The 17,860-nt window shown below is 49.7% G+C and carries 17 protein-coding genes; 14 read left to right on the top strand and 3 right to left on the bottom strand.

Annotated features, from left to right (window positions below; all coding sequences use genetic code 11):
- Positions 1 to 25: 25 nt before the first annotated feature.
- Positions 26 to 2,269 (bottom strand): LPS-assembly protein LptD, encoded by a 2,244-nt coding sequence (locus ACXAGC_RS14505; RefSeq protein ID WP_474844943.1) that lies wholly within the window; start codon positions 2,267 to 2,269, stop codon positions 26 to 28.
- 332 nt (positions 2,270 to 2,601) lie between these two features.
- On the opposite strand from ACXAGC_RS14505, the gene djlA reads away from it, so the two are divergent.
- The 11 genes from djlA (at position 2,602) to ACXAGC_RS14450 (ending at position 13,174) form a co-directional block, all read left to right on the top strand.
- Positions 2,602 to 3,447: a co-chaperone DjlA gene (gene djlA / locus ACXAGC_RS14500; protein WP_474844942.1), complete on the top strand. Its 846-nt coding sequence runs from the start codon at positions 2,602 to 2,604 to the stop codon at positions 3,445 to 3,447.
- Between the two features lie 6 nt (positions 3,448 to 3,453).
- Positions 3,454 to 4,368, top strand: a complete 915-nt coding sequence (gene xerD, locus ACXAGC_RS14495; protein ID WP_474844941.1) for a site-specific tyrosine recombinase XerD — start codon at positions 3,454 to 3,456, stop codon at positions 4,366 to 4,368.
- Between the two features lie 146 nt (positions 4,369 to 4,514).
- Positions 4,515 to 5,300, top strand: a complete 786-nt coding sequence (locus ACXAGC_RS14490) for a DsbC family protein (RefSeq protein WP_119500156.1) — start codon at positions 4,515 to 4,517, stop codon at positions 5,298 to 5,300.
- A gap of 1 nt (position 5,301) precedes the next feature.
- Positions 5,302 to 7,032: a single-stranded-DNA-specific exonuclease RecJ gene (gene recJ / locus ACXAGC_RS14485; RefSeq protein WP_474844940.1), complete on the top strand. Its 1,731-nt coding sequence runs from the start codon at positions 5,302 to 5,304 to the stop codon at positions 7,030 to 7,032.
- A complete protein-coding gene (locus tag ACXAGC_RS14480) occupies positions 7,025 to 7,297 on the top strand; it encodes a hypothetical protein (protein WP_474844939.1) in 273 nt (90 codons plus the stop codon). The genes recJ and ACXAGC_RS14480 overlap by 8 nt, the downstream gene beginning before the upstream one ends.
- A 7-nt stretch (positions 7,298 to 7,304) precedes the next feature.
- Positions 7,305 to 8,000 carry a DNA repair protein RecO gene (recO, locus tag ACXAGC_RS14475; RefSeq protein ID WP_474844938.1) on the top strand — a complete coding sequence of 232 codons (696 nt, stop codon included), beginning with the start codon at positions 7,305 to 7,307 and terminating at the stop codon, positions 7,998 to 8,000.
- 84 nt (positions 8,001 to 8,084) lie between these two features.
- Entirely contained in the window at positions 8,085 to 8,828 is a 744-nt protein-coding gene (pdxJ, locus tag ACXAGC_RS14470; RefSeq protein WP_474844937.1) for a pyridoxine 5'-phosphate synthase, read from the top strand.
- A 2-nt stretch (positions 8,829 to 8,830) separates the two neighbouring features.
- Positions 8,831 to 9,208: a holo-ACP synthase gene (gene acpS / locus ACXAGC_RS14465; protein WP_474844936.1), complete on the top strand. Its 378-nt coding sequence runs from the start codon at positions 8,831 to 8,833 to the stop codon at positions 9,206 to 9,208.
- A gap of 2 nt (positions 9,209 to 9,210) precedes the next feature.
- Positions 9,211 to 10,545 (top strand): 23S rRNA (uracil(1939)-C(5))-methyltransferase RlmD, encoded by a 1,335-nt coding sequence (gene rlmD / locus ACXAGC_RS14460; RefSeq protein ID WP_474844935.1) that lies wholly within the window; start codon positions 9,211 to 9,213, stop codon positions 10,543 to 10,545.
- Positions 10,546 to 10,560: 15 nt separating this feature from the next.
- Complete coding sequence (gene relA / locus ACXAGC_RS14455) at positions 10,561 to 12,744, top strand: GTP diphosphokinase (RefSeq protein ID WP_474844934.1); 2,184 nt, start codon at positions 10,561 to 10,563, stop codon at positions 12,742 to 12,744.
- On the top strand, positions 12,722 to 13,174 hold the full coding sequence (locus ACXAGC_RS14450; RefSeq protein ID WP_474844933.1) for a MazG nucleotide pyrophosphohydrolase domain-containing protein: 453 nt from the start codon (positions 12,722 to 12,724) through the stop codon (positions 13,172 to 13,174). The genes relA and ACXAGC_RS14450 overlap by 23 nt, the downstream gene beginning before the upstream one ends.
- Here ACXAGC_RS14450 and ACXAGC_RS14445 read toward each other — a convergent pair.
- On the bottom strand, positions 13,137 to 14,000 hold the full coding sequence (locus tag ACXAGC_RS14445; RefSeq protein ID WP_474844932.1) for a hypothetical protein: 864 nt from the start codon (positions 13,998 to 14,000) through the stop codon (positions 13,137 to 13,139). The genes ACXAGC_RS14450 and ACXAGC_RS14445 overlap by 38 nt on opposite strands.
- 334 nt (positions 14,001 to 14,334) lie before the next feature.
- Here ACXAGC_RS14445 and rplM point away from each other — a divergent pair, with 334 nt between their 5' ends.
- Positions 14,335 to 14,763, top strand: coding sequence for a 50S ribosomal protein L13 (gene rplM / locus ACXAGC_RS14440; protein ID WP_070123948.1), 429 nt, complete (start codon positions 14,335 to 14,337; stop codon positions 14,761 to 14,763).
- A 12-nt stretch (positions 14,764 to 14,775) separates the two neighbouring features.
- Positions 14,776 to 15,168 carry a 30S ribosomal protein S9 gene (rpsI, locus tag ACXAGC_RS14435; protein ID WP_119500166.1) on the top strand — a complete coding sequence of 131 codons (393 nt, stop codon included), beginning with the start codon at positions 14,776 to 14,778 and terminating at the stop codon, positions 15,166 to 15,168.
- Positions 15,169 to 15,298: 130 nt separating this feature from the next.
- Here the strand turns inward: rpsI and ACXAGC_RS14430 are convergent, their stop codons facing one another.
- Positions 15,299 to 16,738: an amidohydrolase gene (locus ACXAGC_RS14430; RefSeq protein WP_474844931.1), complete on the bottom strand. Its 1,440-nt coding sequence runs from the start codon at positions 16,736 to 16,738 to the stop codon at positions 15,299 to 15,301.
- Positions 16,739 to 17,229: 491 nt separating this feature from the next.
- Between ACXAGC_RS14430 and petA the strand changes: the two genes are divergently transcribed.
- Positions 17,230 to 17,859: a ubiquinol-cytochrome c reductase iron-sulfur subunit gene (gene petA, locus ACXAGC_RS14425; RefSeq protein ID WP_119500168.1), complete on the top strand. Its 630-nt coding sequence runs from the start codon at positions 17,230 to 17,232 to the stop codon at positions 17,857 to 17,859.
- Position 17,860: the final 1 nt, after the last annotated feature.

The raw sequence follows: 17,860 nt of genomic DNA, 5'->3' as shown, positions 1-17,860 counted from the left end.
CGGCTGCGTTTAACAGCCGGGCGCATTAATTTAAACTATATGGCTGCCGGTAGCCAAATAATCCGTTCGACAACATATTATTGCCGGTGCTTCCTGAACCCATTCCTTTGAAAATGAATTGCATGGAAATACCGGAATCGAATTCATCGACAGATTGCGCACCGTCGGCGGCATAACGGTTACTTAACTGACGCTGGGCAACAATCTGAATAGCCCAGCAACAGGATTCATACTGCACGCCGAAGTAGTTTTCCACACTCCGGTTCAGGTCTAAATCACGGTATGTCCGGCCGACAAGTTGCCAGCGGTCGGATAAAGGCCAGGCGGCAGACAGTCCTACTTGGTCAATGGTTTCGCCGGAGAGTTCCCTTACATAGCGGTGCGTCAGCTGAATCAGCTTACTGCTGCTTTCCCTGTATTCAAACGTGGTGCTTGCGCGCTCTACTTTATCGGTTTCTGTAGCGATTTGAAAATCAGTATGGAAGAACCATTCATCATTTACCCGCCAGTCCAGCTCTGCGGCCAGTGCTGAACGGTCACCTTCTTTTGTCGCGGCAATGACTTTGTTTTCATCGAGGTAGAATATCTGACCCACACTGAGTACGAATTGTTCCCTGTTAGTCTTATCCAGCAGGCGGCTGGTTAACGCCACGGTAACCTGATTATTGTCGCTGATACGGTCAAGACCGGTAAATTCCTGACCACGGAAAAGACCTTCAACGTCAGTCAGCCACAGGGTGGTGTCGTAGAATCCGATCCCCTTCTGATCTTCGTAACTGGTATACAGATACTGGATCCGCGGCTCAAGGGTCATCGACATGTCTTTACTGAACCAGCTTTCGTCATTCTCGAAATACAATGCGCCGTAAAGTTTTCCCTGTCCCAGCGTCCGGTTCACTTTCTCTTCCAGTCCGGTTCCTTCGATATTTTTCTGGCGATAATATGTATTCAGCATGCTGGCTTCTGCGGAAAATTCTCCCCACTGTCGCTGAAAAGGTATCGCCAGTGTGGGCGCAGCGTGGAATCGCATCGCCGTCGGCGCATCCGGTGAGGTATTGTCAAACCAGGCAAGCTCTGAATCCAGGCGGAACTCAAGATAACGGGCCAGCGGATGAACATAATTCAATTTGGCTTCAGGCAGTGCACGGTAGGTGTCTGTGTAATCACCAATAATTTCGAAGTCTCTCACGTTCACCGAGAAAAGCACTTCATCAGAACTGTAACTGACAGACCCTGTCCGGAACAGGTGAGTATCAGCCCGGTTATAAAAATCACTGCCTAAATCAACAATGTAGTTGTCGTCGCTCAGTCCGTTAACATTCACTGAGGCGGTCCAGTTATCTGCAAAGTTCCCTTCGTGGAATACGCGGTAGAAATAGCGGTCCGGATTCTCTACCATGTCATTGTCCTGTGGCAGATATTCCATATTCAGCTGGCTGTAACTGGCTGTTGACATATGACGGAATTCCGTTTTCAGCTGCACGCCACGGGCACTCATAACCCTGGGAGACAGCGTCATGTCATAGTTCGGTGCCATATTCCAGTAGAAGGGCTGTTCGTAATCAACGCCGGTATTACTGGAGTTAGACACCTTAGGAAATAGAAAGCCGGTCTGACGCTGATTTGTGATCGGGAAGGCAAAATAAGGCAGATAAAATACCGGCACATTGCCCAGATAAAAGCGGGTGTGCTTGGCTTCACCCCAGGCTTTGCCCCGGCGGATACTGATTTCAGAGGCGCGGATTAGCCACTCTTCTTCACCTTCAGGACAGGTTGTGAAACTCACATCACGCAGAACAAGGCCATCCTGAGTATTTAACGCAATGGTACTGGCATCGCCGTGGCCATTTGAACCGTTAAGATGATAAACCGTGTTTGACATAGTCAGGCTTTCATCTTTGGAATCAACATCCACGCTGTCAGATGCCACATGCAACTGCTTATCTGCGTATTCAACATCGCCCTTGGCATACAATTGCTGACCGTTGTTATTGATCTGCGCCTGATCGGCACGGATAGTGGCAGAGTCTGAAGTAATATCGACGTTGCCGGAAAACAGAGCAACTTCCCGTTCAATGATTTCAGCACGGTTAGCCTCAACTTTCACTTCACCGGCCGGCATCAGCTTTTTACTGGAAAAACTGACCGGTGGCACAGGGCAAAATTCGGGCGAATCGTCATTTTTTTCGGCCGGAGACCGTGATTCTTGCGCCAGCGCGGCGGTGCTGCTCAGTGCGACAAGCAGAAAGGAGGCACAGGTTTTTTTCATGCGTCTGTGGGAGGCCTGTTTCGTGATCACAATGATATGTGACGGTGTCCTGAATCGTGGGTTCACTAATGCTTTCGCCAGCGAACCATAAAGTAAGCAATTCTAAGCACTTCTGGTGTCTGAGCCAACCGTCAAAGCTAAAAAATTGAAAAGTTTTACAGAGTTTTTGTCAATTCAGTGTTTTTTGACTTTGATCTTTACGGTTTGACGCCATATCTCATCGTTAATGTCATAAATTCCGTTTACTGTGCCGTCAGGGCAGAGTATCAAGTCAGGCAGCATTGCTATACAGTATTCATCAGCTGCTTTACGTCAATCAGGAGAAAGGTTGTATGTCTTTTTGGGGGAAAATCCTCGGCTTTGTATTTGGTTTTATGTTCCTGAAAATACCGGGAGCGATTCTGGGTTTAATCGTGGGGCACTTCTTCGATAAGGCTTACAGTCAGGATTTTAATCAGTTGGGCGGATTTGGTCGTTTCTTTACTGACCAGTCCGGAATGAAGCAGCAGGCAGTATTTTTTCATGCGCTCTTTTCTTCACTGGGCCACCTGGCTAAATCCGATGGTCAGGTTACCGAGCGGGAGATAAAAATTGCTACAGTACTGATGGATGATATGCAGCTGACCGGCGATGCCCGCCGTGAAGCCCAGCAGGCATTCCGTGAGGGTAAATCATCCGCTTTTCCGCTGGCAGATACACTTAAAGGCCTGGTTGAGTCCTGCCATGGCCGCCGGGACATACTGCAAATGTTCCTGGAAATCCTGATTCAGGCCGCGTTTGCTGATGGCACGCTGTCCACACCAGAATACAAAGTGCTGGAAAAAGTCGCCATGGTGCTGAATTTCAAGCGAAAAGATCTGGATTTTCTGATTTCTGCTTATGAAGCGGAAATTCGATTCCGTCAGCGCGGCGGGCAGGGTGGTCAGCACGGTCATCAGCAACGGGCGCAGTCATATTCTGATACCCAGTCTCTGGACGATGCTTACAGTATTCTCGGTGTAACCGCGTCGGATGATGAGAAAACCATAAAACGTGCTTATCGCAAGCGCATGTCTGAGCATCATCCGGACAAACTGGTATCAAAAGGCTTACCGCAACAGGCGCTGGATATTGCCAAAGCCAAAGCGCAGGATATTCAGGCTGCCTATGAACTTATCAAAGAAAAGCGCGGGTTCTGATCCGACATGGCAAAAGAGGTACTGAGCGACAAAAACCGGGCGTTAATTGACGAGTTCACCGATATGCTCTGGTTAGAGAAAGGGTTGAGTGAACATACCCAGCAGAGCTACCGCACTGACTTATCAAAACTGGCTCTGTTCTGTCAGGCGAAGGAAAAGATAGACGATATCAGCCTGCTGTACACTGAATCAGTGCAGGCCTGGTTACAGTACCGTCATGAGGCCGGCCTGTCTGCCCGCAGTACCCAGCGGGCCATGTCTGCCATGCGGGCGTTCTATATTTACCTTATCGGAAAGCAGGTACGTACCGATAACCCGGTGACTCAGCTGGCTAATCCGAAGTTGCCGAAAAAATTGCCTTCGTCATTAAGTGAAGCTCAGGTGGATGATTTGCTCAATGCGCCAAACCCCGAAGATCCGGTAGAGTGCCGTGACAAATGTATGCTGGAAGTGCTTTATGCCACAGGGTTGCGGGTCAGTGAACTCATTGGCTTACGGCTGGATCAGGTGAGTATTCAGCAAGGTGTTGTCAGGGTGACCGGTAAAGGCAATAAAGACCGTCTTGTGCCGCTGGGAGAGGACGCTGTCGACTGGATTGAAACCTACTGTAAAACTGCCAGACCTGAACTGATAAAACACCAGACAGATGTACTTTTTCTCAGCCTGCGGGGCGTGCAGATGACCAGGCAGACGTTCTGGCACCGCATCAAGCACTACGCCTCTGTTGCCGGTATTACACAACATTTATCGCCGCACACGTTGCGCCACGCATTTGCTACACATCTGTTAAACCACGGGGCTGATCTGCGGGTAGTGCAAATGTTACTTGGTCACAGTGATCTCTCTACCACACAAATTTACACCCATGTTGCCACCGAGCGGCTGCAAAACCTTATTCATACCCATCACCCGAGGGGATGAAGGTATTCTCATACGCTTTCTGCGGTGAAAGAATGATCACGGACTTTCAGATAACTTTTGCCGTGGTGAGATTGTGATAGTATTGCATAAGAATCTGTTTACGTATTTACACATGCGGGCGACTGGCCTGCGTTCCGGGAGTTTTTGTGAAAAATATTCGTTATGCCGTAATGGTTGCGTTAGGTATTGTGCTTTCAACAGGGTGCTCGGCAGAATCTGATGCATCATCTGAATCCACCGGAAAGGCGGCAAGTCAGCCTGCGGCGACTGTAAACAGCAGTGCAGAGCAGGCGGTCAACGATAAAGTAAAAAGCATTGTGGGTGTGGAACCTGAAGCGATTGCAAATTCTCCTGTCGATGGTTTGCTGGAAGTGACTGCGGCGAATCAGGTGTTTTACGTAACAGAAAACGCAGATTATATGATGTTCGGTCACATGTACGATGTGAACGCGGGTATGAAAGATCTTACCGAAGTTGCGCTGGGTCAGGTTCGTCTTGATGCCATTGCACCGTTCGCTGATCAGGGCATCGAATTTAAAGCTGAAAACGAAAAACACGTGATGACAGTGTTTACCGACTACACCTGCGGCTATTGTAAGAAGTTACACCGTGAAGTAGATGAGTTAAATGAGGCCGGTATCACTGTACGTTATCTTGCCTGGCCCCGTGCCGGACTGGGTACAGAAAACTATGAAAACATGGTTTCTATCTGGTGCGCAAAGAATCCGCAGGAAGCGTTGACCCGTGCGAAATCAATTGCTAACCCGACCTTTGCAAAAGAAGATTGCGATAACACTGTCGCCGAACAATTTGTTGCCGGCCGTAAACTGGGGATCCGTGGTACGCCTGCCATCATTTTTGACAACGGTACCATGTTGCCGGGTTATAAGCCTGCAGACGTCCTGATCCAAGAAATCGCACAAACTGAATAATATGTCGTTACCCATTGTGAGACGGGAGCTTTGCTCTGACTCCCGTTTGAGTACACAACTGCACCCTGTACTTGACAGGGTGTACCGCGGCCGCGCTATCCGGAATATTGACGAGCTGGATAACGCCGTAAAACAACTCTCCCATTACAACCTGCTTAAAGGCATCGACGCTGCGTCGGCTTGCCTGGTTGATGCTATCAAAATGCAAAAGCGGGTCACAATTATCGGTGACTTCGATGCCGACGGTGCAACTTCCACCGCTGTTTGTGTACTGGCGCTGCGCCAGTTAGGCTTGCAGCAGGTGAACTATCTTGTGCCTAACCGGTTTGACTTCGGCTACGGCCTCAGTGAGCAGATTGTTGATGTCGCGTATGAGCAGGGTACCGATATCTTACTAACCGTTGATAATGGTATTGCCTGCCTTGCCGGTGTGAAGAGGGCGAAAGCGCTGGGACTCACTGTTATCGTGACGGACCATCATTTGCCGGGAAACACGCTGCCTGATGCCGATGCGATTGTGAATCCCAACCAGCCGGGCTGTGAATTTCCTTCAAAGAATCTGGCCGGCGTTGGTGTAGCCTTTTATCTGATGCTGTCTTTACGGGCAGCGTTACAGCAACAAGGCTGGTTTGAAGGCAAACAGCCGCCTAACCTGGCGACGCTTCTGGATATCGTTGCAGTAGGCACCGTTGCCGATGTTGTTGCGCTGGATAAGAACAACCGTGTTCTGGTGTATCAGGGCCTGCAACGCATTCGCAGCGGACATTGCCGGCCGGGCATTCAGGCTCTGTTCGAAATTGCTAACCGCAATAAGCCGCTGGCTTACCTCACCAGTACCGATCTGGGATTTGTTATCGGGCCCAGGCTGAACGCAGCAGGACGGCTGGACGATATGGCGCTGGGAATAGAGTGTTTACTTTGCGATGATCCGTTGCAGGCACGCCATATGGCAGCAGAGCTCGACCGTCTGAATCTACAACGGCGGGCCATAGAAACCGAAATGAAAGAAGAGGCCGAAGCGGCACTGGCTTCTGTTTCTGTGGGCGAGGACCTGCCTCCTGCACTGGTGATGTACCAGCCCCATTTCCATCAGGGCGTCATTGGCATTGTGGCCGGGCGCTTAAAAGAAAAGCATCACCGGCCGGTTATTGTCTTTGCCAACCAGGACGACAACACCATTAAAGGCTCTGCGCGCTCCATTCCCGGTTTGCATATCCGTGATATTCTCGATGAAGTGAATACCGGCTGGCCGGGTGTGATCGACAAGTTTGGCGGCCATGCTATGGCGGCGGGTTTAAGCCTGGCAACAGATGCGCTGGCTCAGTTTGAAAAGGCGTTTCATCATGTCACCCTGCGTCATCTGGCTAATATTGATTGCGAAAGAAAAATACTGTCTGATGGTGAGCTGGCTGCTGACGAAATAGATTTAAGCCTGGCCCATGCCCTGCGTCAGGCCGGTCCGTTCGGTCAGGGCTTTGATGCCCCTAAATTTGACGGTGTGCTGGATATTGTTGATCAACGCATGGTAGGCGAAAACAAAAATCACCTTAAGCTGGTATTCCGTAAGGCAAACGGCGAAGAAGTAGACGGCATTGCATTTGGTATAGACACCACAGTATGGCCAAATGCCGGGATCTTGCGCGCACAGGTGGTGTATCAGCTCGATATAAACACCTTCCGGGGACGGGAATCAGTTCAACTGCTTATTGAAGAGATCGTACCCGGTGAATGACGGTAAAGCACTCACAGAGAAGCACCAGGCGCTGACCCACAGTGAAAACTGTAAAGTCGTGTCTCACGTTCAGCGTGAAGAAGGCGAGTGGGTGCGTCATACGTTGATGCTCGAAGGCGTGGACGTACCCTTTATTTTCCGGCGTAAACAACAGTATCAGTCACTCAAAGGGGCCAGGGTCAACCTGACCTATTACCGTCAGCAGGAGGAAGTGGCGGGTATCCCTTTTGAAACAATGAAAGTGGTCCGGATCAAGCGGAGTTAACCCACAGATGAGTCAGCCAGACTGGTCAGATGCTTATGTGCTCCACCGCCGTCCGTACCGGGAAACGTCTTATATTGTCGATTTCTTTTCCTTGCAAACCGGTAAGGTCAGCGCGGTAGCGAAAGGCGTGAGAAGCAGCAAGAATGAGCGTAAAAGCCTGTTGCAACCCTTCCGTAAAGTGCGCATCCAGCTCAGCGGAAAAACCGATCTTAAAAACCTCAGACAAATTGAAAGTGGCGGGCCGGTGCCCATGCTGGCAGGGAACGATTTGTTTTGTGCCATGTATTTAAATGAAATACTTAACCGTATCATGCCGGCTGGCCTCGCCAGTGATACAGTGTATGCACAATATGAGCACGCCCTGAATTCCCTTATCGTTCAACCTGATATTGAAAAAACATTACGTGAGTTTGAGTTTTCTCTGTTAGAAGAAATGGGTATGCTCGCGGACTGGTTTACTGACGGGCTGAGCGGTGAAGCCATTGAACCTGATGGCTGGTATTTGTATTCGCCGGAACAGGGGTTTGTGGCCTGTCATCAGCCCGGACATAAACACCGGTTGCCGGGAACGGCGCTTATCGAATTAGGAAACGGTGAATGGACTGCGTTGTCGCGACGGGCTGCGAAACTGATCAACCGCCAGGCACTGCATCAATTGCTGGGCGGTAAACCGTTAAAAAGCAGAGAATTATTTCGCGCTTAAGCGGTGGCTGACGCCTATTTTCCTGAGTCAGCGGGGAACTTCTTTGCTACAATCTTCACACTTTATTGCCAGGGTTATCTATCCATGAACGACATCTTACTGGGCGTTAACATTGACCATATTGCCACGCTGCGAAACGCACGGGGTACGAATTATCCCGATCCTGTACATGCCGCTGATGTGGCAGAGCGGGCAGGCGCCGATGGGATCACTGTGCATTTACGGGAAGATCGCCGTCATATTAAAGATCGTGACGTGGATTTATTGGCACAAACGATCAACACCCGTCTGAATCTGGAAATGGCAGTGACAGACGAAATGCTGCAGATAGCGTTGAAAACACAGCCTGCTTTTTGCTGTCTGGTGCCGGAAAAGCGTGAAGAGCTGACCACAGAAGGTGGTCTGGATGTCGCCGGTAATTTTGAGGCAGTGAAAAACGCTTGTACCGTGCTGGGTGAAGCGGGTATTCAGGTTTCCCTGTTTATTGATGCAGATGAGAAGCAAATTGATGCGGCCATTGAATGTGGTGCGCCTTATATCGAAATTCACACCGGTCAGTATGCTGAAGCAAAAAATGAGCGTGAACAGGAAGTGGAACTGGCACGGCTTAAAAAAGGTATTCACTATGCCGCTAAAAAAGGCCTGAAAGTTAACGCCGGTCACGGCCTGCACTACCATAACGTGAAGCCTGTCGCCGCCATTCCTGAAATCATTGAGCTGAATATCGGTCACGCCATTATTGCCCGTGCGGCGTTTGATGGTCTGGCAAAAGCCGTCGCTGATATGCGTGCGCTGATGCAGGAAACCCGTGCAGGAAAAGCAGGCTGAGCATGGCCATTGTGGGAATGGGCACGGACATTGTCGAAATTGCCCGTATAGAAGACGCTCTGTCCCGTTCAGCGCGGATAGCCAGCCGTGTACTTACTGAGCAGGAAATGGTTATCTTCGGAGCGAGCCCTGAACCGGCAAGATATCTGGCTAAGCGGTTCGCGGTGAAAGAGGCAGCGGTCAAAGCATTGGGCACGGGGATTGGCCGGGGGATCAGCTGGCATCATATCTGTGTGAGTAACAATGAGTCCGGCGCCCCTTTTCTGACCTTTAGTGATGAATTTGCAAAACGCTGTAAAGAAAAGGGCGTTGTTCGCAGTCATGTCTCCATTTCTGATGAGCAGCATTACGCTACTGCTACTGTTATTTTAGAATCATAATTATGGTCAGTTTCTATAAGCCGGCAAAGTCGTCGAAAAAAACACAAACCGGTAAAACAGTCACCGTTCAACGTTGGGACATGACTGGACAAGGTGTGTGTAACGACAGCAAACCAGTACTGTTTGTAGATGGTGCGCTGCCCGGCGAAAAAGTTGATGTGCTGGTTACACAACAACAAAAGCGCTTCGCAAGAGCGTCGGTAAAAAAAATCCTCACGTCCAGTCCTCATCGGGTAACACCCTTTTGCGACCTCGCTGATCGATGTGGCGGTTGCCAGTTGCAACATGCAGATGCCGGTGCGGCACTCACATATCGTCAGGAAGCGCTGGATAGCTGGTGGAAATTACAGTTTGGGTTAGATCACATTCCCTGGACCGCAGCGGTTACCGGAGAACGTCGAGGTTATCGCCGGAAGGCCCGGCTCGCCACAGACGCACGAAATGACAAACAGTTTAAGTTAGGTTACCGGGAAGAGCAGGGTAAGCAGGTGGTGGATGTTGACCTGTGCCCTGTACTGCAACCCGGATTATCTGCGCTGATCGCGCCTTTAAAAGCACTTCTGTCGGGTCACTCTGCCCGTAAACATGTGGGCCATGTCACCTTACTTGCCGGCGATAATGTGAATGCTGTTTCTGTGCGGCTGACTAAACCCATGTCCCCGGCATTCGGCGATGCACTGATAGCATTTGCTGTTGAGCATAAAGTAAACATGACCGTGGAAGGACAGGAAGGCACGCTTACATTGCATAAAGAAGCGGAGCTGTATTGCACCACAGAACCCGGATTGAGTTTGTCTCCGGCGGCAGATGATTTTGTTCAGGTAAACGGGCCGGTTAACGCTATGATGGTGGCACAGGCCATGGAGTGGTTGAATCCGCAGCCCGGTGAAAAAATTGCCGACTGGTTCAGCGGGCTGGGTAACTTTTCCCTGTCGCTGGCAAAACGGGGAGCACAGGTGCAGGCCGTTGAGGGCGTGGCTGAAATGGTGCAGCGGGCTAAAGAAAATGCGTCAAAACAGGGCGTAGACAATGTGAACTGGTTACATCTGGATTTGTCTGATGAACAGGTGGTAGCTCAGGCTCTGAGCGGCGGTGTTGATAAACTGTTGCTGGATCCCTCGCGGGAAGGCGCGTATGCCGTATGTGAAATCCTGACACGACAACGGGTAAAATCAATTTTGTATGTTTCTTGCAATCCGGGTACTCTGACAAGAGATGCGCAGTGCCTTCTGGCGTCCGGGTATGCAATCGAGCGCGTGGGGCTCATTGAAATGTTTCCCCATACCCGACATCTGGAAGTCATGATGTTATTAACGGACCACAAGAACAAAGCATAAGCGAGTTGATGTTTTATGGTATCAACACGAAAAGTACATGAGCCTGACAGACCCTCATTTGAAGCCTGGTTAAATAGTCTGTCGTTAAGTGATACTACAAAAGAAAAATTAAAAGCAGTGTCCCATATGCCTGACCGTCTGCTGGTCGGGCAGGAAATGGTGGAAATTCTGCATCAGCTGAACATGGATGATGCCACGCTGCAGGCGGCACTGGTGTACCCGTATTGTGAAAAGCATAATCTCACCGATACTGACGTGCTGGCGGAATTTGGTGAAGAGATCAGCGATCTGATCAATGGTGTCCGCCGCATGGACGCTATCAAAACTCTGCACAGCCGCCGCCGGAACGAATCTTCCCTGTCTGTTCCTGACGAACAACATATCGACAGCATCCGCCGGATGTTACTTGCTATGGTGGAAGATGTCCGCGCCGTGGTAATTAAGATGGCTGAACGGATTTGTGCACTGCAACAGGTTAAAAAAGCCGACGAAGAGACCCGGGTGCTGGTTGCCAGAGAGTGTGCGACGATTTATGCGCCGCTGGCAAACCGTCTGGGTATCGGTCAGTTAAAGTGGGAGCTGGAAGACCTGGCTTTCCGCTACCTGCATCCGAAAACTTATAAAGATATTGCTCAACAGCTCGATGGTAAGCGCAAGGAGCGGGCAACCTACATTCAGAATGTCGTGTTTGACTTACAGGCACTGGTGGATAACGAGCACATCAAAGCGGAAGTCTACGGCCGCCCTAAGCATATCTACAGCATCTGGAAAAAGATGCAGAAAAAGCACCTTACTTTTGAGCAGCTTTTTGATATTCGTGCGGTACGCATCATTGCTGAACGGTTGCAGGATTGTTATGCCGCATTGGGTACCGTTCACGCAAACTATAAACATATTCCCAAAGAGTTTGACGACTATATCGCCACACCAAAACCGAATGGATACCAGTCTATCCATACGGTCATTGTGGGGCCGGAAGGCAAGCCCGTTGAAATTCAAATCCGTACTCAGCAAATGCATCAGGATGCAGAACTGGGTGTGGCAGCCCACTGGAAATATAAAGAAGGGTCTACCGGAAAGGCATCCGGTTACGATGAACGCATTAACTGGCTGCGCCGCATTCTTGCCTGGCAGGAAGAAGTGGCGGAGAGCGGCGACCTGGTCGAAGAATTACGTAGTCAGGTATTCGATGACCGTGTGTATGTGTTTACCCCTAAAGGGGATGTTGTCGACCTGCCACAGGGCGCAACGCCGCTGGATTTTGCCTATTACATTCACAGTAACGTCGGTCACCGGTGTATCGGCGCTAAAGTAAACGGGCGTATTGTGCCATTTACCTACCAGTTGCAAAGCGGAGACCAGGTAGAAATTCATACCGGTAAAGAGCTCAACCCGAGCCGTGACTGGATGCATCCCGGGCTTGGCTATGTGCACTCATCCAGAGCCAGAGCGACTATTCACTCGTTCTTTAAAAAGCAGGATAAAGAGAAAAACCTGCTGGCCGGAAAGGAAATGCTGGAACGGGAATTATCCCGTGCCCACTTGCCGGTGAAAGTTCCTGCCGAAGCGTGTGAGAAGTACAATCTCCAGCACGTGGACGATCTCTACGCCGCCATCGGTGTGGGTGACATCCGTGTGATGACGGTGGTGAATCATATTCAGCATCTGCTGGAGCCGGAGCCGGCAGAAGAGCCGGAAATCAGTCCGAAGGTGAAAACCCGCAAGAATGCCGGCTCTAAAGGCAAGCAGGATACGGTAGTCATTGAAGGGGTTGGTCACCTGATGAGTCAGCTGGCGAACTGCTGTAAACCTGTACCCGGTGAATCCATTATGGGTTATATCACGCAGGGCCGGGGTGTCAGTGTGCACAAAGAAAACTGCGATCAGTTGCAGCATTTGTTAGAACAACATCCTGAAAGGCAAATCGAAGTCAGCTGGTCGACACAGTTAAATGTGGGTTTTGAAACCGGTATCGATATTTTCTGTTCAGACAGGACCGGTCTGCTCAGAGATATCACTACTGTACTGGCAAACGAGAGTGTGGCACTGCTTGGTGTTAACAGTCTGAGTGATAAAACCCGCCAGACGGCGATGATTTCTATTTCGGTAGAAGTGCCGGACCGTCAGGTTTTATCAAAAGTGATGACCCGGCTGTTGCAGTTAAAAGGTGTGGTTGATGTCAAACGTAAAACCGGTTAACGGTAACGCTGAGGCGTTCTTCAAAGCCACCGATCCCGCATTGCCTGCGCTAAAATATGCGCAGGCCTTGCAGCAGCGCTGTCGGGACGTGGGCTTTGACTGGCATGAAACACAGCCGGTGCTGGATAAAATAAAAGAAGAAGTCGATGAAGTTCAGCAGGAACTGGATGCAAGCCCGGTGGACAAAGTCCGGCTTCAGGAAGAAATTGGCGATGCTTTGTTCGCCATCGTCAATTTAGCCCGCCATATGGATATTGATGCCGATCAGGCGCTGCGTGAAGCCAGTGAAAAATTCCGCCAGAGGTTCGAACACGTGGTTGCGCTGGCCAATGAAGAAGGCCGGGCGTTAGGGGATTACGACTTACCGTCTTTAGAAGCGTTTTGGGTAAAAGCTAAAGCGGCTGAGCTTGCAAAGCAGAGATCTCGTTAAGTAACTCATAAGGTGCTTCAATCCAGTCGGGGTTTTCAAAAGAGTATGACAACACATTTGATTCCAGCAGATGCACAACCCGCTTCCCCTTTTTTACCATGTCCCATGCTTTGCGGTGCTCAGGATAGCGGTTAAATATTGTCGCCAGTTCTCCGGATTTCAACAGCCTTGTCAGTCCGTCCTGCAATCTTTGTTGTAATTCGGGCGCATGGGGGGCGACAAAAAAATATTCGTAGCTGGGGTAAATGATCAGATGATTCTGCTCGATAGTCAGCTTATCGCTGTTGTGATAGGACAAATCTCTGTATACCTCCACCACATTACGGGGAAAATAATCGATGATCCCTTCTTCGAGACTGCGGTACATGGTGGTGTACCAGTCACTCCAACTGATACTGGCAACTGTAAAATCGTGATACTGCAAAATTTTGGTGTCCGGCCAGTCACTCCCCTGAACCGATGTCATCAACTTAATACCATCAAGGGTCTGTCCCGGGCCAAAGGCATTTTGCTTATTTTTATTGATTACGAAAATACGGTGACCGCCTAACCCTTGCAGTAAAGGGAACCTTACCGGCAGTAGTTGTTGTTCAAGTTCATCAGTGGTCACACTCCACATGATGTCGCTTTCACCCCGAAGCAGCGTGAGAATTTGTCGCCCCTGCGGCATGGGGAAAGGATGTCTCTCAAGGGTCACAGCACCGTAGTCTTTTTCAGTGACGCGCAGTGCCGCGCGCAGCACATCTATATGGTACACGCCGTAGGTCGGGCCGGCGAAGGATTGAGTAAAGGTATAAGTTTGAGACAACGCGGGAGCGCTGCACATGAAAGAGCACAGTAGAGTAATGCACAGAAGCAGCCTCTGGCAGATATATCGTATTTTTATAAGCAAAGTTTGTTGTCTGCCGGATGTGTGCGTAAACACTATTTAATCTAGCTTAATAATTGAGCAATGCCAATTTTTTATTTAATTGTCAGAAATTTCCCGTCAGGGGTTCGCTTTTTATTCAAATCCTGTATAATTCGCGCCCTGCCCAGTTACACCCACCTTTGGGAAGGTGGAAGAATCAATGGGCTCGAAGGGGTCCGGTCATTGATTTTAATTAGATTTCCGGCTGTTCCGGTAATCTGTAACGAAGAATTTTTCGGGTGATTTTGAAATGAAAACTTTTGTTGCTAAACCAGAAACGGTACAACGTGACTGGTACGTGGTAGATGCCACTGACAAAACTTTAGGTCGTCTTGCGACTGAAATTGCACGCCGTCTGCGTGGTAAGCATAAAGCTGAGTACACTCCTCACGTTGATACTGGCGATTACATCGTTGTTATCAATGCAGAGAAAGTGACTGTAACCGGTAATAAAGCGAAGGGCAAAATGTACTACGCGCACACTGGTTACCCTGGTGGTCTGAAAGAGACAAACTTTGAAAAGCTGATCGCTCACAAGCCAGAAATGGTTATTGAGAAAGCAGTTAAAGGAATGTTACCAAAAGGCCCTCTGGGTCGTGAAATGTTCCGTAAAATGAAAGTTTACGCTGGTGCAGAACACAAGCACGCAGCTCAGCAACCACAAGTTTTGGACATCTAAGGAGCATTTGACATGGCAGATACTCAATACTACGGCACAGGCCGCCGCAAAAGTTCTACTGCTCGTGTGTTCCTGCGTCCGGGTACAGGCAGCATCGTAGTTAACCAACGCGCGCTGGATACGTACTTTGGTCGTGAGACTGAGTGCATGGTTGTTCGTCAGCCTCTTGAGCTGGTAGAAATGACTGAGAAGTTTGACGTTTACGTTACTGTAAAAGGTGGCGGTTCAAACGGTCAGGCTGGTGCAATTCGTCACGGTTTGACTCGTGCTCTGATGGAGTATGATGAAGCGTTACGTCCTGCACTGCGCAAAGCTGGCTTTGTTACTCGTGACGCTCGTCGCGTTGAACGTAAGAAAGTTGGTCTGCACAAAGCACGTAAGAAGCCACAGTTCTCCAAGCGTTAATTCGCTTACTACTGTTATCAAAATCCCGGTCATCGACCGGGTTTTTTTATGCCTGTATTTTATTTACTGACAATTTTGTCCGGTGTTTCTGCTGCACGCTGAAACACCGGAAATACTCTGATTAGTCGCGCTAATCGCGGTAATTCAGCGCCGGCTTACGATCACCCAGCAGAGCTTCATATTCCACGTCTGATGCACGACGGTCGAATTCTGCTTTTGCTTCTTCAATGACCGCAGGTTGTTCGAATAATTTTATCGCAGTGAGAGCCAGTGTGCTGGCCGCAAGCGTCATACCTTTCTTACCGATGGACATGCCTCCGGCAGCAACCGCCTGCCAGCTGTGGGGTGGTGTACCCGGAACCCAGGTTGCTGCACGCAATCCGGCTGTAGGTACCTGCCAGCTTACATCACCCACATCTGTTGATGCAGACCAGACTGGGATATCCTCTGAAAACTCAGCAACCTCACTTTGCTGGCCTTTCGCTTTCATGGCCGGTTTACCCAGTGACGGACGAATTTTATCTGCGAAGTTCTCTTCTTCAGCGCTGTAACTGATCCCGCCGAATGCGTGCATACTGTTATCCATCTGGCGGGCCAGCGTCAGATTAGGCAGAATGTTCCATGTGCCGCCAACGACTTCCTCTTCCATTTCTGTTTCCGTTCCCAGTGCTGCGGCTTCTGCTATTTTCTCCAGACGTTCCCATAAAGACAGCACCACTTCAGGTTCGGGGGAGCGCACATAGTAATAGACTTCAGCAAAATCGGGCACGATGTTCGGAGCGGCACCACCATTTGTGATCACGTAGTGGATGCGGGTGCGGTCAGGTACATGTTCACGCATCATGTTCACCATCATATTCATTGCTTCTACTGCATCCAGCGCGGAGCGACCCCGTTCCGGCGCAGCCGCAGCGTGAGCCGCAATACCACGGAAGCGGAACTTTGCACTCTTGTTGGCAAGAGTGGAAGAAGCTTCGGCAGAGTTTCCGTCTCCCGGATGCCAGTGAAGTGCCACATCTACAGCATCAAACAAACCTTCACGTGCCATATACACCTTTCCGGAACCACCTTCTTCCGCAGGCGTACCATACACGCGGATTTGGCCAGCGGTACCGGTGGCTTCCAGCCAGTCCTTTACAACCAGCGCAGCTCCCACCGAACCACCGGCAAACAGGTGGTGGCCGCAGGCATGACCGTTGTGCATGCCGCTTTGTGGTTTTTTCTCAGGAATCGCCTGTTGAGACAGTCCGGGCAGAGCATCCATTTCTGCCAGCATGCTGATGACCGGACCATCGCGACCCCAGGTGGCTACGAAAGCGGTAGGCATACCAGCCACACCGGCTTCAACGTTAAAGCCGTGCTCACGGAGGACAGTCTGCATTAATGCTGAGCTTTGTGTTTCTTTATAGCCAACTTCGGCCCAGTTCCACAACGAGTCTGAAATGTTCTCCATTTGAGATTGATGATCAGCAATGGCGTTTTTAACAAACGTTGTGTCATCTTGCGCAGCAAAAGTGAAGTATGTGCAAAAGGGCAGGGTAACCCAGAGAATTTTACTGAGTGTTCTCATGATATTAGTGACGCTCCTTGCTTTAATTAACCGGTTAATTGTGCATTTCGGGGCTAAGGTTTAATTATTATTAAATTCCCGCCGGAAAAACGGTTTTCCGGAACTGATAGACTATACTGAAGTCCGGCTGAAGATTTGACTCCTGTTCCGGCTTATTATTGAAATTGAACGGCAATCCGTTCGGGTTTCATCATTGTGTGACAATCACCATACATCATGTCACTACAATGATAATAACAGGACAGGAATCATTAAATTTTTAAAAGGTCTTTGATTAAGCGCAGGTTATCGTTTTTTAATCGTTGATAAAACCTTGTAACAATAAGGGCTTTTCACTTATCATCTTTGGTCGAAATAATTATAAAGCATCGTGACGCTCACAGCAGACGGGCGCTGACAGTGCAAATCAAGACAGGCCGACTGATACCGGTACGTAACTTTAATGTTAAAAAGTTGCTCCGGTATCAAAATCCAAATCTGGAGAATTGTGGATGAGTAACGTATCAGTAGATGCAAAAGACTCTGCACTCAACGGAAGCCAACCGGACAACACCCGCCGCCGTTTTCTAACGGTAGCAACTTCGGTGGTTGGTGCTGTTGGTGTTGCAGGTGCAGCGGTACCTTTTGTTACTTCCTGGAACCCGAGTGCGAAAGCCAAAGCCGCCGGCGCAGATGTTGAGGTAGACATCAGTGCGATTGAGCCGGGACAGTTAATTCGTGTTATGTGGCGAAGCAAACCGGTCTGGATTGTACGCCGTACCCCGGAAGTGCTGGAAGAGCTGGCTACTCATGAAGACAGTCTTCGCGACCCTGAGTCTGAAACAGAGCAGCAACCTGCATTTGCTAAAAACCGTTACCGTTCTCTGAAAGAGGAATACCTCATTCTGGTAGGTATCTGTACTCACCTTGGCTGCTCTCCGCAATACTTGAAAGACGGTGCTTTCGAAGAAGCGGTAGAAGGTGTACCCAGCGGATTTTTCTGTCCTTGTCACGGTTCCAAATTTGATATGGCCGGTCGTGTATTTCAGGGCGTACCTGCACCACTTAACCTGGTGGTTCCGCCTTATCAGTATGTTAACGACACCACCGTTATCATTGGTTCAGAAGCGGAGGCAGTTTAAT

The organism is Alteromonas sp. AWJ4_197 (assembly GCF_056160285.1).
The sequence above is the reverse complement of the archived record's forward strand: the minus strand, read 5'-3'. Positions and strand labels throughout refer to the sequence as shown.

Excerpts from the sequence above, each read along its gene's own strand:
- relA (WP_474844934.1), top strand. The coding sequence starts at position 10,561 with ATGGTATCAACACGAAAAGTACATGAGCCTGACAGACCCTCATTTGAA.
- ACXAGC_RS14450 (WP_474844933.1), top strand. The coding sequence starts at position 12,722 with ATGTCAAACGTAAAACCGGTTAACGGTAACGCTGAGGCGTTCTTCAAA.
- xerD (WP_474844941.1), top strand. The coding sequence starts at position 3,454 with ATGGCAAAAGAGGTACTGAGCGACAAAAACCGGGCGTTAATTGACGAG.
- recO (WP_474844938.1), top strand. The coding sequence starts at position 7,305 with ATGAGTCAGCCAGACTGGTCAGATGCTTATGTGCTCCACCGCCGTCCG.
- pdxJ (WP_474844937.1), top strand. The coding sequence starts at position 8,085 with ATGAACGACATCTTACTGGGCGTTAACATTGACCATATTGCCACGCTG.
- djlA (WP_474844942.1), top strand. The coding sequence starts at position 2,602 with ATGTCTTTTTGGGGGAAAATCCTCGGCTTTGTATTTGGTTTTATGTTC.
- ACXAGC_RS14445 (WP_474844932.1), bottom strand. The coding sequence starts at position 14,000 with ATGTGCAGCGCTCCCGCGTTGTCTCAAACTTATACCTTTACTCAATCC.
- acpS (WP_474844936.1), top strand. The coding sequence starts at position 8,831 with ATGGCCATTGTGGGAATGGGCACGGACATTGTCGAAATTGCCCGTATA.
- rlmD (WP_474844935.1), top strand. The coding sequence starts at position 9,211 with ATGGTCAGTTTCTATAAGCCGGCAAAGTCGTCGAAAAAAACACAAACC.
- rplM (WP_070123948.1), top strand. The coding sequence starts at position 14,335 with ATGAAAACTTTTGTTGCTAAACCAGAAACGGTACAACGTGACTGGTAC.
- rpsI (WP_119500166.1), top strand. The coding sequence starts at position 14,776 with ATGGCAGATACTCAATACTACGGCACAGGCCGCCGCAAAAGTTCTACT.
- ACXAGC_RS14430 (WP_474844931.1), bottom strand. The coding sequence starts at position 16,738 with ATGAGAACACTCAGTAAAATTCTCTGGGTTACCCTGCCCTTTTGCACA.
- petA (WP_119500168.1), top strand. The coding sequence starts at position 17,230 with ATGAGTAACGTATCAGTAGATGCAAAAGACTCTGCACTCAACGGAAGC.
- ACXAGC_RS14505 (WP_474844943.1), bottom strand. The coding sequence starts at position 2,269 with ATGAAAAAAACCTGTGCCTCCTTTCTGCTTGTCGCACTGAGCAGCACC.
- recJ (WP_474844940.1), top strand. The coding sequence starts at position 5,302 with ATGTCGTTACCCATTGTGAGACGGGAGCTTTGCTCTGACTCCCGTTTG.